Annotated in this window: 16 protein-coding genes; 10 read left to right on the top strand and 6 right to left on the bottom strand. The window is 47.0% G+C overall.

Annotated features, from left to right (window positions below; translation table 11 throughout):
- Window positions 1–107: 107 nt before the first annotated feature.
- Window positions 108–896, top strand: coding sequence for a polysaccharide deacetylase family protein (locus RT717_RS14255; RefSeq protein WP_317487054.1), 789 nt, complete (start codon window positions 108–110; stop codon window positions 894–896).
- A gap of 10 nt (window positions 897–906) precedes the next feature.
- Here RT717_RS14255 and RT717_RS14260 read toward each other — a convergent pair whose 3' ends face one another.
- On the bottom strand, window positions 907–2,058 hold the full coding sequence (locus RT717_RS14260) for a DUF819 family protein (protein WP_317487055.1): 1,152 nt from the start codon (window positions 2,056–2,058) through the stop codon (window positions 907–909).
- A gap of 149 nt (window positions 2,059–2,207) precedes the next feature.
- Between RT717_RS14260 and RT717_RS14265 the strand changes: the two genes are divergently transcribed.
- Both RT717_RS14265 and RT717_RS14270 read left to right on the top strand, forming a co-directional pair.
- Window positions 2,208–4,064, top strand: a complete 1,857-nt coding sequence (locus RT717_RS14265) for a cation:proton antiporter domain-containing protein (protein WP_317487056.1) — start codon at window positions 2,208–2,210, stop codon at window positions 4,062–4,064.
- Between the two features lie 28 nt (window positions 4,065–4,092).
- Window positions 4,093–5,106 carry an esterase-like activity of phytase family protein gene (locus RT717_RS14270; RefSeq protein WP_317487057.1) on the top strand — a complete coding sequence of 338 codons (1,014 nt, stop codon included), beginning with the start codon at window positions 4,093–4,095 and terminating at the stop codon, window positions 5,104–5,106.
- Between the two features lie 15 nt (window positions 5,107–5,121).
- On the opposite strand, the gene RT717_RS14275 is transcribed toward RT717_RS14270, so the two are convergent.
- A complete protein-coding gene (locus RT717_RS14275; protein ID WP_317487058.1) occupies window positions 5,122–6,633 on the bottom strand; it encodes an FMN-binding glutamate synthase family protein in 1,512 nt (503 codons plus the stop codon).
- 141 nt (window positions 6,634–6,774) lie between these two features.
- Window positions 6,775–8,988 carry a M28 family metallopeptidase gene (locus RT717_RS14280; protein ID WP_317487059.1) on the bottom strand — a complete coding sequence of 738 codons (2,214 nt, stop codon included), beginning with the start codon at window positions 8,986–8,988 and terminating at the stop codon, window positions 6,775–6,777.
- 118 nt (window positions 8,989–9,106) lie between these two features.
- Here RT717_RS14280 and RT717_RS14285 point away from each other — a divergent pair, with 118 nt between their 5' ends.
- Both RT717_RS14285 and tpx read left to right on the top strand, forming a co-directional pair.
- Complete coding sequence (locus RT717_RS14285) at window positions 9,107–10,066, top strand: CPBP family glutamic-type intramembrane protease (RefSeq protein WP_317487060.1); 960 nt, start codon at window positions 9,107–9,109, stop codon at window positions 10,064–10,066.
- Between the two features lie 95 nt (window positions 10,067–10,161).
- Window positions 10,162–10,662: a thiol peroxidase gene (gene tpx, locus RT717_RS14290; RefSeq protein WP_317487061.1), complete on the top strand. Its 501-nt coding sequence runs from the start codon at window positions 10,162–10,164 to the stop codon at window positions 10,660–10,662.
- 80 nt (window positions 10,663–10,742) lie between these two features.
- Here tpx and mdh read toward each other — a convergent pair whose 3' ends face one another.
- From mdh to tilS, 3 genes are all read right to left on the bottom strand, one after another.
- Window positions 10,743–11,669 carry a malate dehydrogenase gene (gene mdh / locus RT717_RS14295; RefSeq protein WP_317487062.1) on the bottom strand — a complete coding sequence of 309 codons (927 nt, stop codon included), beginning with the start codon at window positions 11,667–11,669 and terminating at the stop codon, window positions 10,743–10,745.
- Window positions 11,670–11,796: 127 nt separating this feature from the next.
- Window positions 11,797–12,330 carry a cyclic nucleotide-binding domain-containing protein gene (locus RT717_RS14300; protein ID WP_317487063.1) on the bottom strand — a complete coding sequence of 178 codons (534 nt, stop codon included), beginning with the start codon at window positions 12,328–12,330 and terminating at the stop codon, window positions 11,797–11,799.
- Window positions 12,324–13,661: a tRNA lysidine(34) synthetase TilS gene (tilS, locus tag RT717_RS14305; RefSeq protein WP_317487064.1), complete on the bottom strand. Its 1,338-nt coding sequence runs from the start codon at window positions 13,659–13,661 to the stop codon at window positions 12,324–12,326. The genes RT717_RS14300 and tilS overlap by 7 nt, the downstream gene beginning before the upstream one ends.
- A gap of 93 nt (window positions 13,662–13,754) precedes the next feature.
- On the opposite strand from tilS, the gene RT717_RS14310 reads away from it, so the two are divergent.
- The 5 genes from RT717_RS14310 to porD all read left to right on the top strand — a co-directional run bounded on the left by RT717_RS14310 (window position 13,755) and on the right by porD (window position 18,901).
- A complete protein-coding gene (locus RT717_RS14310; RefSeq protein ID WP_317487065.1) occupies window positions 13,755–15,500 on the top strand; it encodes an OstA-like protein in 1,746 nt (581 codons plus the stop codon).
- A 39-nt stretch (window positions 15,501–15,539) separates the two neighbouring features.
- Window positions 15,540–16,361, top strand: a complete 822-nt coding sequence (locus tag RT717_RS14315) for an outer membrane protein assembly factor BamD (RefSeq protein ID WP_317487066.1) — start codon at window positions 15,540–15,542, stop codon at window positions 16,359–16,361.
- A gap of 3 nt (window positions 16,362–16,364) precedes the next feature.
- Window positions 16,365–16,694: a DNA-directed RNA polymerase subunit omega gene (locus RT717_RS14320; RefSeq protein ID WP_151997485.1), complete on the top strand. Its 330-nt coding sequence runs from the start codon at window positions 16,365–16,367 to the stop codon at window positions 16,692–16,694.
- 124 nt (window positions 16,695–16,818) lie between these two features.
- Window positions 16,819–18,015: a bifunctional phosphopantothenoylcysteine decarboxylase/phosphopantothenate--cysteine ligase CoaBC gene (coaBC, locus tag RT717_RS14325; protein ID WP_317487067.1), complete on the top strand. Its 1,197-nt coding sequence runs from the start codon at window positions 16,819–16,821 to the stop codon at window positions 18,013–18,015.
- The gene (porD, locus tag RT717_RS14330) at window positions 17,975–18,901 is read left to right on the top strand and encodes a type IX secretion system protein PorD (RefSeq protein WP_317487068.1); all 927 of its coding nucleotides are present in this window, start codon (window positions 17,975–17,977) and stop codon (window positions 18,899–18,901) included. Before coaBC ends, porD begins: the two co-directional genes overlap by 41 nt.
- Window positions 18,902–18,913: the final 12 nt, after the last annotated feature.

Below are 18,913 nucleotides of genomic sequence, written 5' to 3' on the forward strand. Positions count from 1 at the left end.
ATAAACAACCTTATTGCAAATTCCATTCCTCGGAGGTTTTAAAACTTCACGTGGCCACACAAACCCATTATTTATTACCTTAGTAGATACAGCTTCGAACCCAGTTCATGTTAAGACTCTCCCTTATATCATTTACACTTTTTTGCTGCCTTATGGCTCGGGCCCAGATACTCAGGCAAGCCATACCCGACAAAACAGTGGTGCTAACTTTTGATGATGCCCCGGCCAGCCAGTATTCGGTAGTGGCTCCCCTGCTTAAAAAATATGGGCTTGGCGCTACTTTCTTTGTTTGTGAGTTCCCCCCTAACTATAAAGACAGCACCCTGTACATGAACTGGAGGCAGATCAGAGAGCTCGACAAAATGGGTTTTGAGATCGCCAGCCACACCCGATCGCATGCCAAAGTGGCCAGCCTCACCAAACCTCAATTGATTGAAGAGCTTACCTATATTGAAACCAAGTGTTATTCTCTGGGAATTGCCAAACCAGCTAACTTTGCCTACCCGGGCTACAGCCTCAGTCCGTTGGTCGTTAGCACACTTAACGAACAGAGATATACCTTTGCCCGTGCTGGCGGCGGTCGCCCATACGACCCGTTGAAGGACCACCCTTTGCTGGTTCCCAGCTGGGCCACGAACAGCACAAATAAAGAAGAGATCATGCAAGCACTTGGGCAGGCCAAAGATGGAAAAATTGTAGTGCTAACCATTCATGGCGTGCCGGATATTGAACACCCATGGGTGGATACGCCGCCGGCACTCTTTAACGAATACCTGCAATACTTTTCAGACCACGACTTTAATGTGCTTTCAATGAAAGAACTTGAGCGCTACGTAAATGTAACGGAGGCCAAAAAGAAGCTCTCTCCTGACTACAATCTGCCTCTCAGGAACTAGCACAAGCCCATTATAGCAGCACCTCGGCGACCAGAAATCCTACGTAGGTGCCCAACCCAACGCCAAGCGACCCAACCACAATAGCCGGAAGCAACAAATCCTCCCGTTTCAGGCTTTTGGCCAGTGCCATGGCAGACGAAGCTCCACCCACGTTGGCCTGAGAAGCAATGGCAATAACGTCCCAATCCACCTTCAACAGGCCGCCCACCCCAAAAGTGACGAGGCCATGCACAACCACCACTATCAATGTGAAAATACCTACATACAGCGCCAGTTCGCCAATGCCACCGAGCGCAGCTAGTTCACAAAAAGCACCTATCACTGCCAGGAAAAGGTAGACAGTAAACAACCCTAGCAGTCGGCTGCCCTGCAACTCCCTGATGGCCTTGAACTGCGCAAGCACAAGGGCAATGGTAGTCACGATAAGAATAGAAGGAAAATTCCAGCCAAAAGCAGCATTCAAGGCAACAGCAAGCCAGTCGGACACCAACAAACTACCTCCTCCGAGCGAAAGCAGCGCAGCCAGCGACCACATAGATACCGTTTCCTTTTCTTCTGGAAACTTCTCTTCTAAATCTTTGGCCGAAGTTTTTCCACCTACCCGTTTCCAAATCTTGCCCAGCACCCTTGGCAACACCAGGGTGACCACCATCCACACGGTCGTCAAAATGTTATCGACCGCCACAGTGCCGGCATAAAGCCCTCCCTCCTTCATCACTCCGTAATGCAGGGCAATCGCATTGAAATTAAGGCTCCCGCCTATATAAGTGCCCGTCATCATGCCGGCAAGTGCTTTGTAATGCTCACCAAATACCTCTGGCCCATCAATTACCCAAATAGCCAGCACTGCGCCCAAAGCCGTGCCTACTGCTCCGATCAAAAACATGGTGAGCATTGGCAGGCCGGCCTTTTTTAACTCGCTCAGCCTCACGTCCAGTAGTAGGAAGAAAACCGACAAGGGAGCTACATAGGTAAAAATGGCATCATACACGACCGACGACTCTGTTGCTGAAGGAATGACACCCAGGTTGGCAACCACGGCTGTAAGTATAATAACCAGCAGAGTTGTACCGAGGTGCCTCAAAAAAGTGTTATTCTCCAGCCATTCGCTGATGAGAATATTAACGACAAGAATGGTAAGCACCCACAATGGATTTGACATGCCAGGTTAGTTTTTGTACTTAAAAGTAAAGCAATTGATATTGCACCAGGCTATTTAGGGAAGTTTTAAGTTCAAACCCACGAAAATTCTGATTCCCACCGCTGGTTATTATATTAGAGGCAAGCCAGTAGAAATTTTTAACCCGTTTTATGGAAAACAGCATTAACTATCTTCCTTTGTTCGTCATCATGGTGGTAGCCTGGCTGGTACCCATGGCGCTATCATGGGGCCGAGTCACCAAAATTCCGGCGGTCATTGTTGAGATAATTGTGGGCGTTATTATTGGCCCCTATGTGCTCGACTGGATTCACGAAACTCCCTACATGCGATTTCTTGCTTACTCGGGATTCCTGTTCCTGATATTTCTTTCCGGTCTCGAAATTGACCTTGGTGAAATTTACCGGTCGCTACCCAAGAAGATTAGAAAGATAGATCTGATAAGCAATTCAATGCTGCTGGCTATCACCATCTACACAGGATCACTTCTATTTTCAATCCCATTTTCCTGGCTCCTGAATTCCTTTTTTAACACCGATATAGTTTTCTTTTCAATGCTGCTACCCACAGTGGCGCTTAGCATCATTGTCCCCATCATCAAAGCTGATGGCGAGCTTAGTCGAAAATTTGGGAAAATAATCTTAATGGTCGGCGCCATTGCCACTATTATGAGTATCATTCTCATTTCGATCTATTCCGGAATTTTGAAAAATGGGTTTGAGTTCGAGCTTCTTCTTTTTCTCGTCATCTTTGTAGTTTTCTTTGTTGCCTACAAAGCCGGAAGATGGCTTATAGGGATTCGCACCTTTCAAAAACTGCTTTACACCCTTGAACACGCCGCCTCTCAAATCAGAATTCGTGGCACTGTTGCGCTGCTGCTGTCGTTCGTAGTCGTCGCCTATCTTATCAAAACAGAACTGGTTTTAGGTGCTTTCTTTGCAGGCTCACTCCTCTCGATGTTTTTGAACAAACAGCGATCTGCCCTCATGTTCAAACTTGATGGAATGAGCTATGGCTTCTTTATTCCCATCTTCTTTATCATGGTGGGTGTTAACCTCGATATTTCTGCGCTGAGTGAATTCCAAAGATCAATCCCCCTGATCCTATCTATTTTGTTCGGATTCTTTGTCACACAAGTGTTACCTGCCTTTGCCATGGCAAAGATATTTGGGTGGAAAAAAGCCTTGTCGGGCGGCCTTTTGCTTTCATCAAGGTTGGGACTAAGTATTGCCACGGCCCAAATAGGGCTGTCGCTTGGTGTGATAGACCAATCAACAAACTCGGGGATCGTGGCCGCTTCCATCCTTACATCCGTTTTGGCGCCTATGCTTTACAAACTGCTGCACAGCGAAGGCGAGGTAAATTTCAACTTGTATTTGTTTGGGGGCAGCAAAGGAAGCCTCCTCCTTGCGGAACGCCTGAAACTGCATGGACTGAGTCTCTTCACCGTCGTTACCACAGCAGAAGACGTTAATATCCTAAAGGAAAAAGGAATTGATGCGGCGTATGTGCCTAACCTTGACACCTACTACCTGCGCAAATTGAAAATAAGACCAACCGATCAGGTAGTCATTCTGACTGATTCTTTTGCCATGAATAAAAACCTGGCGCTATTCCTTGAAAATGAACTAAACCATAAAAAAATTATCACCCTAACCAAAGACAAGCACTCCACACTCTTTGGCGAAGCTTCGGGCGTAAAGCTGGTCAACCTCGATGACACCCTCGCAAGTCATGTAGAGAACCTGATCATGAGGCCAGACTCCTACCAGGCATTTTCAGACAGTTTTGGGCTGTACAGGGTGGAAGAGATTCTCATGAGCAACTCCCATCACGATAGGGAAAAGGTGAAAAAAATAGCCTTTCCACCTTCGGGGTCTCTGGTGATGTTCAGAAGAAACAATGAAATCTTTATTCCACACGGGGACACACAATTATTGCTGGGCGACGTAATCACGGTGATAGGAAATACCCAGGCGCTCGAAGAATTTCGGAAAATATTGGAGTAATATTTATTCATATACATAAATTCGAGCGATGAAATTAACCTGTAGGGTCGTAGGCACCATCGCTTCCTTTTTTCTTTGTTTTTTTCTCTCAAAACGGGCTGAAGCGCAATTATCGTTCGACCCTCAGCACTCCTTCTTTATTGAGATTCCGTTCGATACCTCGGGTGTTTTTGAAGGCCAGGAAAAGCCCTTTGGAGGCATTTCTGCTATCACCTATTCGGGGCATGAAAACGACTACTACTTGCTCTCCGATGGGCTTCCAGCCAGGTATTACACATTTACCATCGACCCAATAAAAGGCCAGCGCATCGTTTACAAAGACGTGCATTATCTGGCGGAAAGCCAAATTCGTGGTGAAGGAATGGCGCTGGCAGGATCGAAGATGTTTATATCCGACGAGAGGGATATTGATAATGTGGAAAAGACGCTTGTTTGGCAAACCGACGCTTCAGGAAAACTCCAAAACATCAAAGACCTGCCTGCCAAATACTATGGGGAAATGTACGACAATAGCGGCTTTGAAGGGCTTACTATCAGTCCCGATCACAAGAAGCTTTTTCTTGCTATGGAAAGGGCACTGCCAACGAGTGGCTGCAGGAGTATCTTGCCGATTCTTGAGTACTCACTGAGAGATCATAGCACCAAAACATACTGGTATCAAATGCAATGGGATACCAAGGGAAATGGCATTAGCTCTTTGGTGGCCTTAAGCGACTATGAATTGCTGGTGATAGAGCGAGACTACCTGAAAGCAGAGGATCGTAATGAGGTAAATATTTACAAGATTACGTTGATCGAGCCGTCCAAAAACAACGACTCCGACTGTCCGCAGTCAGGAGATCCGGTGCTGGTGCCTGAAAAAATATTCTCCTTCACCCAGGACCTGAAGCTGGGTGGCCAACCTTACAAAGTGAACAATATTGAGGGCGCTACTTTCACCCCTGATGGCCAATATCTTTTGCTGGTTTCGGACAACAACTTCGGCAACAAAGGCAACGGCACACCCACTCAGCTGGTAGCTCTGAAGGTGGCTAAGTTGTAGCTTTCAACTTTTTCCTTACTCGTCAACCCTGTTCAACACTGAATCCGGGAAGTAGCGGTTAGTAAGGGCCACCATTTCGTCGCCTTTCACAAACATGCTGATGTTGATTTCCTCCGTATGCTTGCAGCCGCAGGCCCCTAACAATTCGAGTACCGCCTCAATAGTATTGTGATGAAAATTGTAGACTCTTTCGGCTTTGTCACTCACTACAAGGCCTTTCACCAACTCACCATCCTGGGTGGCCACTCCGGTGGGGCAATCGTTCGTATTACAACGCAGCGCCTGAATGCAACCGATGCTGAACATAAATGCCCGGGCAGAATTGCAGATATCCGCTCCAAGCGCTTTCATCCGCAGAATCGAAAAAGCTGTCAGCACCTTGCCGCTGGCAATCACCCTGACCTCTTCTCTCAGCCCGAACTTTTTCAATGTGCTATGCACAAATATCAGTGCAGGCTCAAGCGGAATACCCACTGAGTCGGAGAACTCAAGCGGAGCTGCTCCCGTACCGCCTTCTGCACCATCAACGGTGATGAAATCGGGCCAAACACCTTCTTCCTTCATTTCCTTGCAAAGTTCAATGAACTCTTCAGTCCGTCCCACGCATAGCTTGAAGCCAATAGGTTTTCCGCCTGAAAGCTCCCGTAGCTCAGCAATAAAATGAACCAGGCCTTTGGCATTACTAAATTTCTTATGGCTAGGGGGTGAAATAATAGTGGTGTGCGGCTTCACTCCTCTGATCTTTGCAATCTCCTCTGTGTTCTTCGATCCGGGCAACACACCACCATGCCCAGGCTTAGCACCTTGCGATAACTTGATCTCGATCATTTTCACCTGAGGAGTAGCAGCCTTCTTTTTGAATTCGTCCGGGTCAAAGTCTCCATCGTGTGTGCGACAACCGAAGTACCCCGTTCCTATCTGCCAGGTAATATCGCCTCCTCCCTCAAGGTGATAGTGTGAAAGTCCACCCTCTCCTGTATTGTGATAGAAGTTGCCCTTTTTTGCTCCTTTGTTCAGGGCAAGGATGGCGTTCTTGCTCAGCGACCCGAAGCTCATGGCCGAGATATTGAGCACCGAAGCGCTATAGGGTTGCTTGCAAAATTTACTTCCAATATTCACCCTCGGAAACTCCTTCACAGGCTCAGTGGCATATATCGAGTGCCTGATGCCTTCGTAGTTTTCGTCGTTAATGTTTAGCTGAGTACCAAAAGGGTGCGTAGCGTTAACATTTTTAGCCCTGCGATACACCAGTGCACGGTGATTGCGGCTAAATGGCTTTCCGTCGGTCGATTTTTCAATGAAATACTGCTGGATCTCGGGAGAGATAAGCTCGAACAGGTAGCGAAAATAGCCCAGGATGGGAAAGTTGCGAAGAATGGTGTGGCTCTTCTGGATTCGGTTCATGATCCCAACAAAAATCAAAGGGCCAATCACAAGAAAAGCCCACACCATAGGGAGCCAGAAATAGCTTACAATGGCAATAAAAAGAACAGAGATAATAATGAACCTGTAGAAAAGGTGTCTCATACTAACTTAGGTTGATAGTAAATTCTTAAAGATTGAAATCTTTAGGGAGATTTCACGGAGCTAGCCAAATAATATTTTAAAAATTGTGGTTTTCCACATTAATCCGGCAGCATCTTATGGCGAGGATGCTGCCGGAGGCAATTACTTTGCAGCCGCAATGATCTTATCGAGGTGGCTGTTGAACTTATCAAGCGTTGCAGCCAAAGTGATTATTTCCTCCTGAGCTTCGGCCCATTCCTCTTGCTCTATAGCTTCTCTCACACCAGGAAGCGTTTTTACGCCATATCCTGTGTAAAAGCCTGGCGCATAAATCTCGTGCTTAAACCAATCTCTCCTGGGCAGTCCGCTCTCATCAATTAATGTCCTCTCCGACTGATAGAGTAACTCATTAACCTTTGCCCATTTGGCAGGTGCTATGCTTCCCGCTTTGAGCAAGCCTTCCACAGTAGCTGCCTTCTCTTTCAGTGTTGCAAGTGAGGTTTGCAGGGGGCTGAAGTTAAGGTAAGGCACTTCCTTAGGGGGGAGCGGCTTGTAGTTAGGCTGTTTGGGATCGGCAGCCAGGTCGTAATAATTTGCCTTCAGCATCCCGTTAATTTTGTCTGCTTCCTCCCTCATTTGCTCAGGCAGCTTCATCACCTCATCGGCATAGGTGGCAACGGTACTATAGAAATGATCGAACTCAAAAGGAAGAATATCGGCATTGGCAAGCCTCATGGTCAAACGCCCGCAAACCTGTGCCAGCACTACGCCGTAGACCATCCCGGGGTCCTGGAACCTCGAATAGTGGTCATACGAATCGTAAATAGAATGATATTCTCCGCCGCCGCTTTCACCGCCAAAGCCAACATTGAGCGAGGCCACGCCTAAATGCTGAATAAACGGCGTGAAGTCGGAGCCTGATCCCAATGCGCTTATTTGAAACCCTTTGTGGTCAGGGTTGCCTGAGTTCACAATGTCAAACGCCTTTCTTCTCTCTGCCAGCGTCACTCCCTTTTGCGGGTCGGTGACAGAGGCAGCCACCTCTCCTACCAGCTCTTCTAGCGTATGAGAACCGCCTGCAAAAAGGAATCCTCTTCCATTACCATCTGTATTGATGTAGGCAACCGCCTTTTCCTTTAGCTCTGCAGCATGATCTTCAGCCCATTCAGTTGAACCGATTAAGCCAGGTTCTTCGGCATCCCAACCGCAATAAACCAGCGTTCTTTTGGGTTTCCATCCTGTTTTGGTCAGCTCGGCAACAGCCCTGGCCTCTTCCATCAACGCCACCATACCACTGACTGGGTCGGCGGCACCATTTACCCACGCATCGTGGTGGTTGCCACGAATCACCCATTGGTCGGGAAATTCGCTGCCCTTCATTTTGGCAATTACATTATAGGCCGGCTTGATGTCCCAGTTGAATTCAAGTTTCAGGTGAACCTTTGCCGGGCCCGGACCTATGTGATACGTGATTGGCAGGCCTCCTCTCCAGGAAGCCGGAGCTACAGGGCCTCCCAGGGCATCCAGCAGCGGCTTTGCATCACCATAAGAGATGGGAATCACAGGAATTTTAGTCAATGTAGGCGCCGTCTTAATATCGAGCCTTTTTGCGTCTTTCGTGGCACCGACTCCTGGTGTCAAAGGGTCTCCTGGGTACAGCGGCATATCCATCACAGAACCACGCTGAACGCCATGTTCGCTTCTGTAAGGCCCTTCAGGGTACACATCACCCTGCACATAGCCATCGTCGGCCGGGTCAGAATAGATGATACAGCCAATAGCTCCTTTTTCGGCCGCCAGCTTGGGTTTGATGCCCCTCCATGAGCCATAGTATTTGGCTATCACAATCTTCCCTTTCACATCTATACCCGCCTTTTCAAGCTCCTCGTAATCGGCTGGCACGCCGTAGTTGACATATACCAGCTCGGCAGTCACGTCGCCGTCGGCAGAGTAGGCATTGTACACTGGCAATTGCTCCTTCGTCTGCCCGGAAGTAGCATCTTCTTTCAGCGCTGGCTCCACAAGCCCCGCTTTGAAACGACTAGGTCCAGTCATTTCCAGCAGCCTCACTTTAGGGGTGGGAAACAGCACATCGTAGCTCACCACCTCAGCCTCATAGCCCCACGATTTAAACATCGCAGCCATAAAATCCGCATTGTCTTTATCAAAGGGCGACCCCACGTGGTGAGGCCTCGACGACATGCGTTTTAACCACTGATCGAGGTTCTCAGCCTTCAGCTGCTGATCAAATTTCTTCTCCAGCTCCAGCTCTGTAGCCGGGTCTTTAAAGCCCATAATGGCTTTGTCTTGCGCAAAAGCGCCTGTCATGGACACGCCCAAAGCCGCAAGGGATAAAAAAGTAGTAAGTCTCCTCATTCGTTTTTTTTCTTTAATATAGAAAGAAAATAACCTGAGAAAGCGGCCTTGTACAATGAAGGAAATATTGCTTGAAGAGTGGTGCTTTTTGGAATAACGATTACCCAACATCTCACAAATGATCAATCCATTTTTGGCGGGCATGAACAAGCGCTCCACCAAAGACCTTAAGCAGGTTATCGCTGAAAGTCAGAAGTATACTGCTGAGGCTATTGAGGCAGCCCTCGTGGTGTTGAAAGAAAGACAAGTAGAGGTAGATCTGCCCATCGTTGCCACGCAGCCTTTGAGCGAACAAAAAGCTGTAAGAAAAAAGAAGGGGTTTCGGTTTCTGAGGCACTATGTCAGGTTCATTCTTCACCCAGATGTACACGCTATCGAGGCTGGCCTAATAGGTAAGACAATGATTGCCTTGAGGTTCTATGCAGTGTCAATTCTCCTGTATCTACCTCTAGTGTACTTGCTGCCACTGCTGGCAAAAATCCCCGGGGTCTCCTTCCCAACAAGTAAGCCTATTTTTCCTGGCGAAAGCCTCAATCAACTAGACTTGATCATGTTTGTAATGGTAATGCCGCCACTGGTAGGACTGGTAGAGGAATTTGCCTTTCGGCTTTTTCTCGACCGGTTCAATAAAAAATATGCGTACATCTCATTGTCTATGATTTGCTCGTATTTCATTATTAATACTTTCGCCATGTTACTCTATCCTGACTATTTTGAGGGTACTGGCATTACCGGGCAACTACTTTTCACTTTTATCATGCTGGGAGCATTCTCCGCTATTATTTACATAGCGCTCAGCAATTCTCCGACTGTAACTAAGTTTCTTGAAAACATCTGGGAAACCGATTTCAAAAAAGTATTCTATTTGTCAGCTATCATCTTCGCCGTCTCACATCTTAGAAATTATGACTGGGAGCCCCAAAGCTTTATACTCCTGCCAGTTGTCCTGTTTCCTTACTTCAATTATGCCTTTCTTTTTAGCCTCCTCCGCATTAGGCTCGGAATAGTTTACGCCATAAGCATCCATGCCCTGGTCGATCTGATAGCCGTCCTGATTTTTGTCTCCAAAATGAGTTAATGGGTTGGAGTGGGAATTATTCCTGCATCGTCTCGGTATTCTAACAAAGCATTCATTATATAGTTATTCACATAAACCGTTAACAAAATATTCAAATGGCTAGAATTACATTGGGTGGAAATCCATGCACCACTATTGGCGAACTTCCTGTAGTAGGGTCTTCAGCACCAAATTTTAAATTGGTAAAAGCAGATATGTCGGAGGCATCTTTGTCTGACTTCAAAGGAAAGAAAGTGATCCTTAATATCTTCCCCAGCGTAGACACCAGGGTTTGTGCCACCTCGGTCAGAAAATTCAATAAAGAAGCATCATCATTCGACAATGCAGTCGTTTTATGTATTAGCAAAGACTTGCCATTTGCCGCCAAAAGGTTTTGTGGCGCTGAGGGGCTGGACAACGTCATCACGCTGTCTAACTTCAGAGACGGCAACGCTTTCGGCAAAGCCTATGGTGTAGAAATTATCGACGGCGGGTTCCAGGGGCTCGACGCAAGAGCTGTCGTGGTGATAGACGAAACAGGTAGGGTAGCGTATACTGAACTTGTGCCAGAAATTGGTCAGGAGCCAGATTACGAAGGCGCATTGAAGGCGATTTAAACTATTGGAGACCTGATTGGTCATAAAAAAGGCACCAGAGATAATTCTCCGGTGCCTTTTTATATGTGCTTTTTGAAGGCTTACAGCTCCAAAGCATTATTCATATTACGAACAGCTGCTGCGCTGGCCTCAAACTTTGTCTTTTCTTCAGCGTTGAGCTTGAAGTCAACTACTTTCTCCCATCCGTTTTTGCCAATGATCACAGGCACACCTACGCAGATGTCTTTTTGACCATATTCGCCATCCAGATAAACCGAAGCGCTCATTAATTTTTTCTGGTCACGCACAATGGCCTCGATCACAGCTGCTCCCGACGCACCCGGAGCGTACCATGCTGAAGTACCCAGCAGGCCAGTAAGCGTGGCGCCTCCCACCATCGTAGCTTTCGACACTTCCTCAAGCTTCTCTGCCGACAGGTAGTTGGATACAGGAGTTGAATTATAAGTGGCCAGGCGAGTCAAAGGAATCATGGTGGTGTCACCATGTCCGCCAACTACAACACCCTGTACGTCATTGGCATTGCAGTTCAGTGCTTCAGCCAACCTGTAGCGGAAACGGGCACTGTCCAATGTACCACCCATGCCAATGATACGATTTTTAGGTATACCACTTGTTTTAACAGCGAGATAAGTCATCGTATCCATAGGGTTGCTGATCACCACAATGATAGCCTCTGGAGAGTGCTTAAGTACATTTTCAGTTACTGACTTGACAATGCCAGCGTTGGTGCCGATCAACTCTTCACGGGTCATGCCTGGCTTTCTTGGGATGCCCGACGTAATCACCACTACTTTCGATCCGGCTGTTTTGCTATAGTCGCCAGTAGTACCAATGATTCTTGAGTTGAATCCATTGAGGGTGGCACATTGGTTGAGATCCATTGCCTTGCCTTCTGCAAAGCCTTCCTTGATATCGAGGATCACAATTTCATCAGCCAGTTCTTTCATGGCTGCATATTCAGCTACACTGGCCCCCACGTTTCCGGCGCCAACAACGGTAATTTTCATATGTCTATTTTTTTAGGAGTTGAACCATTTAATAATCGGGACAAAGCTATAAAATACAAGCTATTATTCGAACAAGCTTTTGACTAATTGACCTGCCCGGTAGTCAACAAATATGTGCGGCAAATATTTAGCGCCTTTTGTAGGCCAGGCTCAGGTCAAAAAAGCCGAAGTGATTCCGGTAAGACTTCACAAGGTTAGCAGAATAGGCATTGTAAATCTCAGCAAATGAGGTCATCACCTTAGCCCTGATCACCGTGTTATCATTCATGATCTGTAATAAGTTTACTTGCGGAATCACATAAAGTTCGGCATTGTCGCTCACTACAACGGAGGTAAAAATTCGGGTGGCATTTTCAATCACAGTATTGTCTCCAAATGCATCGCCTGGATAGATCCTGGACAGCTCTTCGAATTTATCCTTCACGTCGATGTTCAGCGCTATCTCGCCGCTCTTAATGATGTAAAGGGCATGGCTGGGGTCTCCCCTAAAAAAAACGGCTTCCTCATTTTTATACTGCCTCAGGTACAGGTAAGGCACAAACAAGGCCATCTCCTCATAGCTCAATCTTTCGAACAGTCTCACTTTTTGTAAAAAGCCAAAAAGGTTGAGTTCCTCTGAGTTATAAGACTTTCTAAATGGATTCAATATGCTCTTTAACATACACTTAGTTTGTACACCCTGCTTGTGGTAGACGTAATTTTACATCGGTCATCTATTCTTTTGCCAACCACCCAGATCACTTCGCCGCCGGACAACAGGACATATACCCTGCTTTTCAAGTTTACTGGAATTTTGGCATCAATCATAAAATCGCTGATCTTTTTTTGGCCGCTCATACCCAGTGGCACAAAGCTGTCTCCTTCTCTCCAGCGCCGAAGCTCCAGAGGAAACTGCAGGCAGTCGGCATCCAGCAAAGCTACACCCTCCGACCGATCAATGGCGACTGGCATTGCCAACGTTTGGCAGCTGAGCTTTCCGAGCTGAAATACTACCTCTTTGTCATTTACGTCAACGAAGATCGGCTCTTCACCTTCGTGCTCACCTGCCCTGCTTATAATAAGCCGACCCCGATCCAGGTTGATCTGATGGGTATCGGTGAAAAAAAGTTTGCCGGAAATGCCTTCTCCAATACTCGCTTCCAATTGCTTGAAAGACTTGTATGCCAGCGATGTTTTAGCCTTCAGGTACTCATAGAGGTAAAACATAGAATGCTCTCCGGCTCCCTTCAGTGCTACTTCGGTGTAACCGTCCTTTTCCACCACATGGCTGGCCTGCCAGGCCTCCAGCTCGCCCTTGATGGCAGCGTCAGCGCTCCAAAGCCTGGCCAGCGTGTCCTTCAGGGTAGCCCCCAGAGAAGGATTTAGTTCTTCCAACACCGGCACTACACGGTGTCGCAGCTTGTTTCGCTCGTAGGCATCTTTGGCATTCGAGGCATCCTCTCTCCACTTCAGGGCCAGTGCACCAGCTATTTCTCTTATTTCTTCGCCTGTAAATGCCAGCATAGGCCTGACAAAGTGATCTCTGGCCGGTGTGATGCCGGAAAGGCCCCGAAAACCAGTCCCGTGTGTGAGGTTGAGCAAAATGGTTTCCAGCGCATCATTGACGTGGTGTGCCGTGGCAATTTTAGCGTTACCTTGTTGCTCACTTAGTGTTGAAAAATATCCGTACCTAAGCTCCCTTGCCGCCATTTGAATCGACAGGCCGTTTTCCTCTGCGAAAGCTGTGGTATCAAAAGAGGTCGAAAAAAATTGCACCTTCCATTCATTGGCCAATTGCTTTACAAAGTCCTCATCGCCATCGGAAGCTTCACCTCTCAACTTAAAATTGCAGTGCACAACACCGAAAGGCTGTCCAAGCGCCACCATTAACCTCCCCATCACCACCGAATCTACTCCTCCGCTGATCGCCAGCAAAATCTTTTCCTTTGCACCAAAAAGACCATGCTTCCCGATAAAAATTCTTAATTCATGGAGTTTTTTTTCGATATCCATACCGCATTTGATGGCCCTGCCGTTTAAGCAGCTAGAGGAACTTTACGCAAGTAAAGGTTCTTTCTCTATTTTTGCCACGGACTAACAAAAACAATGAGGCAATTCTCTTTTCAAATACTCATATCCTTTCTCTTCCTGCTGGGCATCTCGGATCTCGCCCAGGCGCAGCGCAAGGAAAAGCTTAAGTACAAGGCAGAGCATGGCATGGTGGTGAGAGACAAAGCTGGCTCTTATGAAAAGCTGTGGGAAAATGTGACCTTCTCACAGAAAAACACCATCATCTACTGCGACTCAGCGGTGATGCTAAAATCCAGCAACTCCATGGAGGCTTTTGGGCACGTAAGAATTGTTGACAACGATACAGTGACCATTACCGGCAACAAGCTCTTTTACGACGGAAACACCAGAAAGGCGCAGATGCGGGAAAATGTGGTGTACACCAGCGGCGAAAACAGGCTTTACACCGACTTTCTGGACTACGAAATGGACACCCGTGTGGCCAACTACTTTAACAATGGTAAGCTGGTAGATTTGAATAACACCCTTTCAAGCCGCCGGGGCTATTTCTATGGTTTTGAAGACCGGGCCACATTCTATGGCAAGGTCGAACTGCTAAGCCCGGAGTACACATTACACTCCGACACACTACGATACAATACCATTACCAAAATTGCCATCACCGATGGGCGTACGGAAATCATCACCTCCGACAGCACCATGCTATATTCGAAAGGTGGTGAGTTCAAAACCATTCCCGAGCAGTCTTCATTTATCAAAGGACAAATCGACACCAGAGACTATATCCTGGAGGGTGATGAGCTATTTTTTGATGACATCAACAAGTTCTACACAGCCACAGGCAATGTGAAAATGACAGCAAAAAACAACGATGTCATCATCACCGGAGAAAAGGGGGTTTACTGGAGAAACAAAGGTTTATCGAAGGTATTTGGCAACCCGGTGATGAAAAAGATGATGCAGGCAGACACCTTTTACCTGGCTGCCGACACACTTATTTCCATCGAAGACAATGTGGACTCCCTGAAGAGAATCCTGGCCTATAACCATGTCAGAATGTTCAGGTCTAACTTGCAGGGAAAAGCGGATTCACTGGCCTACTTTATTGCCGATTCCGTCATCACATACTATTTCGATCCTGTTCTGTGGAACTTCAAAAACCAAATAGAGTCTGACACGATCAGCTTGTATTTGAAAAACAACGTGGTCGACGAAATGTATATGCAAAAGGATGCATTCATTGTCTCGCAAGATACCCTCAAGCAGTTTAACCAGGTAAAGGGCAGGAACATGAGGGCTTACTTTGCCGATAATGCTATCAAGAGAGTGGATGTAAACGGCAACGGAGAGAGCATATACTTTGTGCTGAGCGATGGCGACAGTTTGCTGATGGGCATGAACCGGATATTGTGCAGTAACATCACCATGCGGTTCAAAGGAAATGAGCTGAACAATATTTCGTTCTATATGAAACCGGAGGCCACCTTTTACCCTCCTCACGAGATCACGCCTGAGCTCACAAGGCTGGGTGGATTTGCCTGGCGGGCAAGTGAAAGGCCAACACTCCAGCAGGTGCTTAGTCCTGTTCCTCCGGAAGAAATTGCAACCGATAGTTTGGGCAATCCTATCGAGAAACCTTCTCCTTCAAAACCTGTCCAAAAAAGTGGATTGAGTGCAACCTCCGGTGCGGCCAAAGGTGCGGCGGGAGGTTCACCAAATAAAGCAAGCGGCACCCTACCCTCTAAAACGGCCGTTCCAACAAAAAAACCCAACCTTAACGGCACTTCTGGTGTCAAAAAGAAAGAAAACAGCCAACAATAGATTGGTAATTAGCTGACCATCACTTAATTTTGCGAGCTTATGTTCAAAACCCGGCTTTTAGTAACGCTTTTATACCTTTCTATAGGTTTCATCACGGTTTCTTGCAGCGAATTTCGAAAAATCCAGAAGAGCACTGACTGGAAAAGGAAATATGATGCTGCCATGAAATATTACGAGGAGGAGGAATACTACAAAGCCAATGTGCTTTTTGAAGATATCATTCCTATCATTAAAGGAACCAAAGAAGCTGAGCTGGCGGAATACTACTATGCGTATTCCTACTATTATCAGAAGCAATACATATTAAGCTCCCACTATTTCAAAACCTTTGCCACCACCTACGCCAGGAGTGAGCATGCCATGGAAGCGCAATATATGAACGCCTACTCGCTGTACCTTGAGTCGCCGGTAACCGACCTTGACCAAAGCAGCACCTATGAGGCCATTGCCTCTATGCAAACTTTCATCAACAAGTATCCGTACAGCGAATACAAAGATAAATCGCAGCAGATCATTGATGACCTTCAGCTTAAATTAGAGAAGAAGGCTTTTGACAATGCCCGCCTGTACTACCAACTAAGGAGGTACAAAGCAGCGGTGGTTGCATTCAATAACTTTGAAGTAGATTTTCCTGACTCTGAGTTTAATGAAGAGGGGTCGTTCCTTCGTATTAAATGTCAGTTCGAATATGCTCAGCAAAGTATTCCGAGCAAGCAGGAGGAACGATACAGAGAAACAATTGTTTATTATCAGAAATTTATAGACAAGTTTACAGAGGGTAAATTTGTACGTCAGGCCCAGGACATGTATACCATCAGCCTGGAGCAGGTACGTGAATTATCAAGTATTTCAAGTAACTAAGATATGGCAGTTAACAAAACAAATTCGCAGGCATCGATTATCACTCGTGATAATGCACAACTGGCTAAGCCTACAGGTAATATTTATGAGTCTGTAGTAATAGTTGGTAAGAGAGCCAGACAACTTTCTGCAGAAATGAAGGAGGAGCTTAGCAACAAGCTGGCTGAATTCGCTTCTACAGTTGACAACCTGGAGGAAATTTTCGAGAACAGAGAGCAGATCGAAATCTCTAAGTTCTACGAGAAAATGCCTAAGCCAACCATCGTGGCAACGGACGAATTCCTGGAAGGAAAGCTTTATTTCAGAAGAAACGAAGAAGAGGAAACAGCTTAATTAGCTTTTCCTTCAACCAAATTCATTTCGAATAACCTGAAAAGCGTTAATTTGAAAGTGAAGCGGCTGAAAGTGACCTTTGGTTATGAATTTGGCCGCTTCATAGTTTTTCAATTACATTAACATGCTTCAAGGTAAAAAAATCCTTCTGGGTGTTTGTGGCAGCATTGCCGCTTATAAATCGGCTCTTCTTACCCGTTTACTCGTTAAACAAGGCGCAGAGGTGCAGGTACTTCTCACAGCCGACGCCAAACATTTCATCACCCCCCTTACGCTTTCCACGCTTTCCAGGAAGCCAGTTTATTCCGACTTCTTTCACTCTACCGACGGCACCTGGAACAACCATGTAGAGCTTGGCCTATGGGCCGACGCCATGGTAATAGCGCCAGCAAGTGCCAACACGCTGGCAAAAATGGCCAATGGCATTTGCGATAACCTGCTGCTGGCCACTTATCTTTCTGCCCGCTGCCCAGTGTTCTTTGCGCCTGCCATGGACCTCGACATGTACAGGCACCCATCCACCACCGGCAATATCGAATCACTGCTCTCTTACGGCAATAAGCTCATCAACGCCGAGGATGGCGAGCTCGCCAGCGGCCTGAGCGGTGTAGGCAGGATGGCGGAACCCGAGCACATTGTGCAGCACCTCGAAGAGCATTTCACCAAAACGCAGCGCCTGGCAGGAAAAAAGGTGCTCATCACGGCTGGCCCAACCCATGAAGCCATTGATCCTGTTCGTTTCATTGGAAACCATTCTACGGGCAAAATGGGATTCGCACTGGCTGAGCGATTTGCCAGTCAGGGAGCGACAGTGGAAGTGGTGAGTGGCCCCTCTACCCTTTCTTCCACTCATGCGGCCATTCATGTCACCAAAGTTCATTCAGCAGAGGAAATGCTGGAAGCCTGCGAGGCAAAGTTTGACAATGTCGACATCGCCGTGTTTGCTGCCGCAGTGGCCGACTACCGCCCCGATACACCTGCACAGGAAAAAATTAAGAAGAGCAACAACACGCTTACTTTGCACCTGGTAAAGAACCCGGACATTGCCGCCACACTCGGTAAAAGGAAGAAAAAGCAATTTACTGTCGGCTTTGCTTTGGAAACTACCAACGAAATAGCTTATGCAAAGGAAAAGCTGCACAAGAAAAACTTCAATCTCATCGTTCTTAATTCATTGAAAGACCAGGGAGCGGGATTTGCCCACGATACAAATAAGATTACTATCTTAGACCATGATGGAAGCAGCACATTTGACCTTAAATCTAAACAGGAAGTGGCCAATGACATTGTTGACGTGGTTTGCAAAAAAATGGGCTTATAGCCTGGCAATAGCATTCACTTTGTGTGCAACAGTGAGTGCCAATGCCCAGGAGCTCAACTGCAAAGTGACCGTGAACGCCCAGCAGGTGCAAACCACAGAGCGCCGTATTTTTTCTGATATGGAGCAGGCCTTTACGCAGTTTTTCAACACCCGTAAATGGACCAACGACGTTTACAAGCAAGAAGAGCGGATCAACTGCAACATCATCATCAACATGGAGGAAATGCCCTCCGTTGGCAACTTCAAGGCAGCTGTTCAGGTGCTGTCGGCCCGGCCCGTGTATAATTCGGGGTACGAATCGCTTGTTTTCAACTTCGCCGACCGGGACTGGCAGTTTGACTACACGGAGTCGCAGCCGTTGCAATTCAACGAAAACGCCTTTACCAGTAACATCACGTCGATGCTGGCCTACTATGCCTACATCATCCTGGGCATGGACTACGACACCTACTCGAAGATGGGAGGCACACCTTATTTCGAGAAGGCGTTTCTAATTGTTAACAATGCCCAGCAGTCGGGTGCTGTTGGTTGGGATCAGTTTGGAAACAACAGGAACCGATATTGGCTCACAGAAAACCTGATGAACGCTGCGATGATCCCCCTGCGTGAAGCAGCTTACGACTACCACCTGAAAGGCCTCGACCTGTTCCAGGAAAAGCCAAACGAGTCCCGGGTTGCGATGCTCGAGACACTAAAAAAAATCCAACAAGTAAAAGCCGTAAGGCCCAACAGTATTTACCCCATCGCTTTCATGGATGCCAAACTGGATGAACTGGTAAATATATACTCACAAGGAGATAGGTCGGTTCGTCAACAGGCTTACGACATTCTGACCAAACTCGACCCGGGAGAAAACGACAAACTTCAGGCAATCATCAAGAATTAAAGGCTTGAAATG

It is taken from the genome of Imperialibacter roseus (genome assembly GCF_032999765.1).
GTDB classification, from domain to species: Bacteria; Bacteroidota; Bacteroidia; order Cytophagales; family Cyclobacteriaceae; genus Imperialibacter; species Imperialibacter roseus.

Coding starts and splice junctions, on each gene's coding strand:
- RT717_RS14320 (WP_151997485.1), top strand. CDS start 16,365: ATGGCAGTTAACAAAACAAATTCGCAGGCATCGATTATCACTCGTGAT.
- RT717_RS14255 (WP_317487054.1), top strand. CDS start 108: ATGTTAAGACTCTCCCTTATATCATTTACACTTTTTTGCTGCCTTATG.
- RT717_RS14275 (WP_317487058.1), bottom strand. CDS start 6,633: ATGAGACACCTTTTCTACAGGTTCATTATTATCTCTGTTCTTTTTATT.
- porD (WP_317487068.1), top strand. CDS start 17,975: ATGACATTGTTGACGTGGTTTGCAAAAAAATGGGCTTATAGCCTGGCA.
- RT717_RS14315 (WP_317487066.1), top strand. CDS start 15,540: ATGTTCAAAACCCGGCTTTTAGTAACGCTTTTATACCTTTCTATAGGT.
- RT717_RS14310 (WP_317487065.1), top strand. CDS start 13,755: ATGAGGCAATTCTCTTTTCAAATACTCATATCCTTTCTCTTCCTGCTG.
- tpx (WP_317487061.1), top strand. CDS start 10,162: ATGGCTAGAATTACATTGGGTGGAAATCCATGCACCACTATTGGCGAA.
- RT717_RS14300 (WP_317487063.1), bottom strand. CDS start 12,330: ATGTTAAAGAGCATATTGAATCCATTTAGAAAGTCTTATAACTCAGAG.
- RT717_RS14270 (WP_317487057.1), top strand. CDS start 4,093: ATGAAATTAACCTGTAGGGTCGTAGGCACCATCGCTTCCTTTTTTCTT.
- mdh (WP_317487062.1), bottom strand. CDS start 11,669: ATGAAAATTACCGTTGTTGGCGCCGGAAACGTGGGGGCCAGTGTAGCT.
- tilS (WP_317487064.1), bottom strand. CDS start 13,661: ATGGATATCGAAAAAAAACTCCATGAATTAAGAATTTTTATCGGGAAG.
- RT717_RS14280 (WP_317487059.1), bottom strand. CDS start 8,988: ATGAGGAGACTTACTACTTTTTTATCCCTTGCGGCTTTGGGCGTGTCC.
- RT717_RS14265 (WP_317487056.1), top strand. CDS start 2,208: ATGGAAAACAGCATTAACTATCTTCCTTTGTTCGTCATCATGGTGGTA.
- RT717_RS14285 (WP_317487060.1), top strand. CDS start 9,107: ATGATCAATCCATTTTTGGCGGGCATGAACAAGCGCTCCACCAAAGAC.
- coaBC (WP_317487067.1), top strand. CDS start 16,819: ATGCTTCAAGGTAAAAAAATCCTTCTGGGTGTTTGTGGCAGCATTGCC.
- RT717_RS14260 (WP_317487055.1), bottom strand. CDS start 2,058: ATGTCAAATCCATTGTGGGTGCTTACCATTCTTGTCGTTAATATTCTC.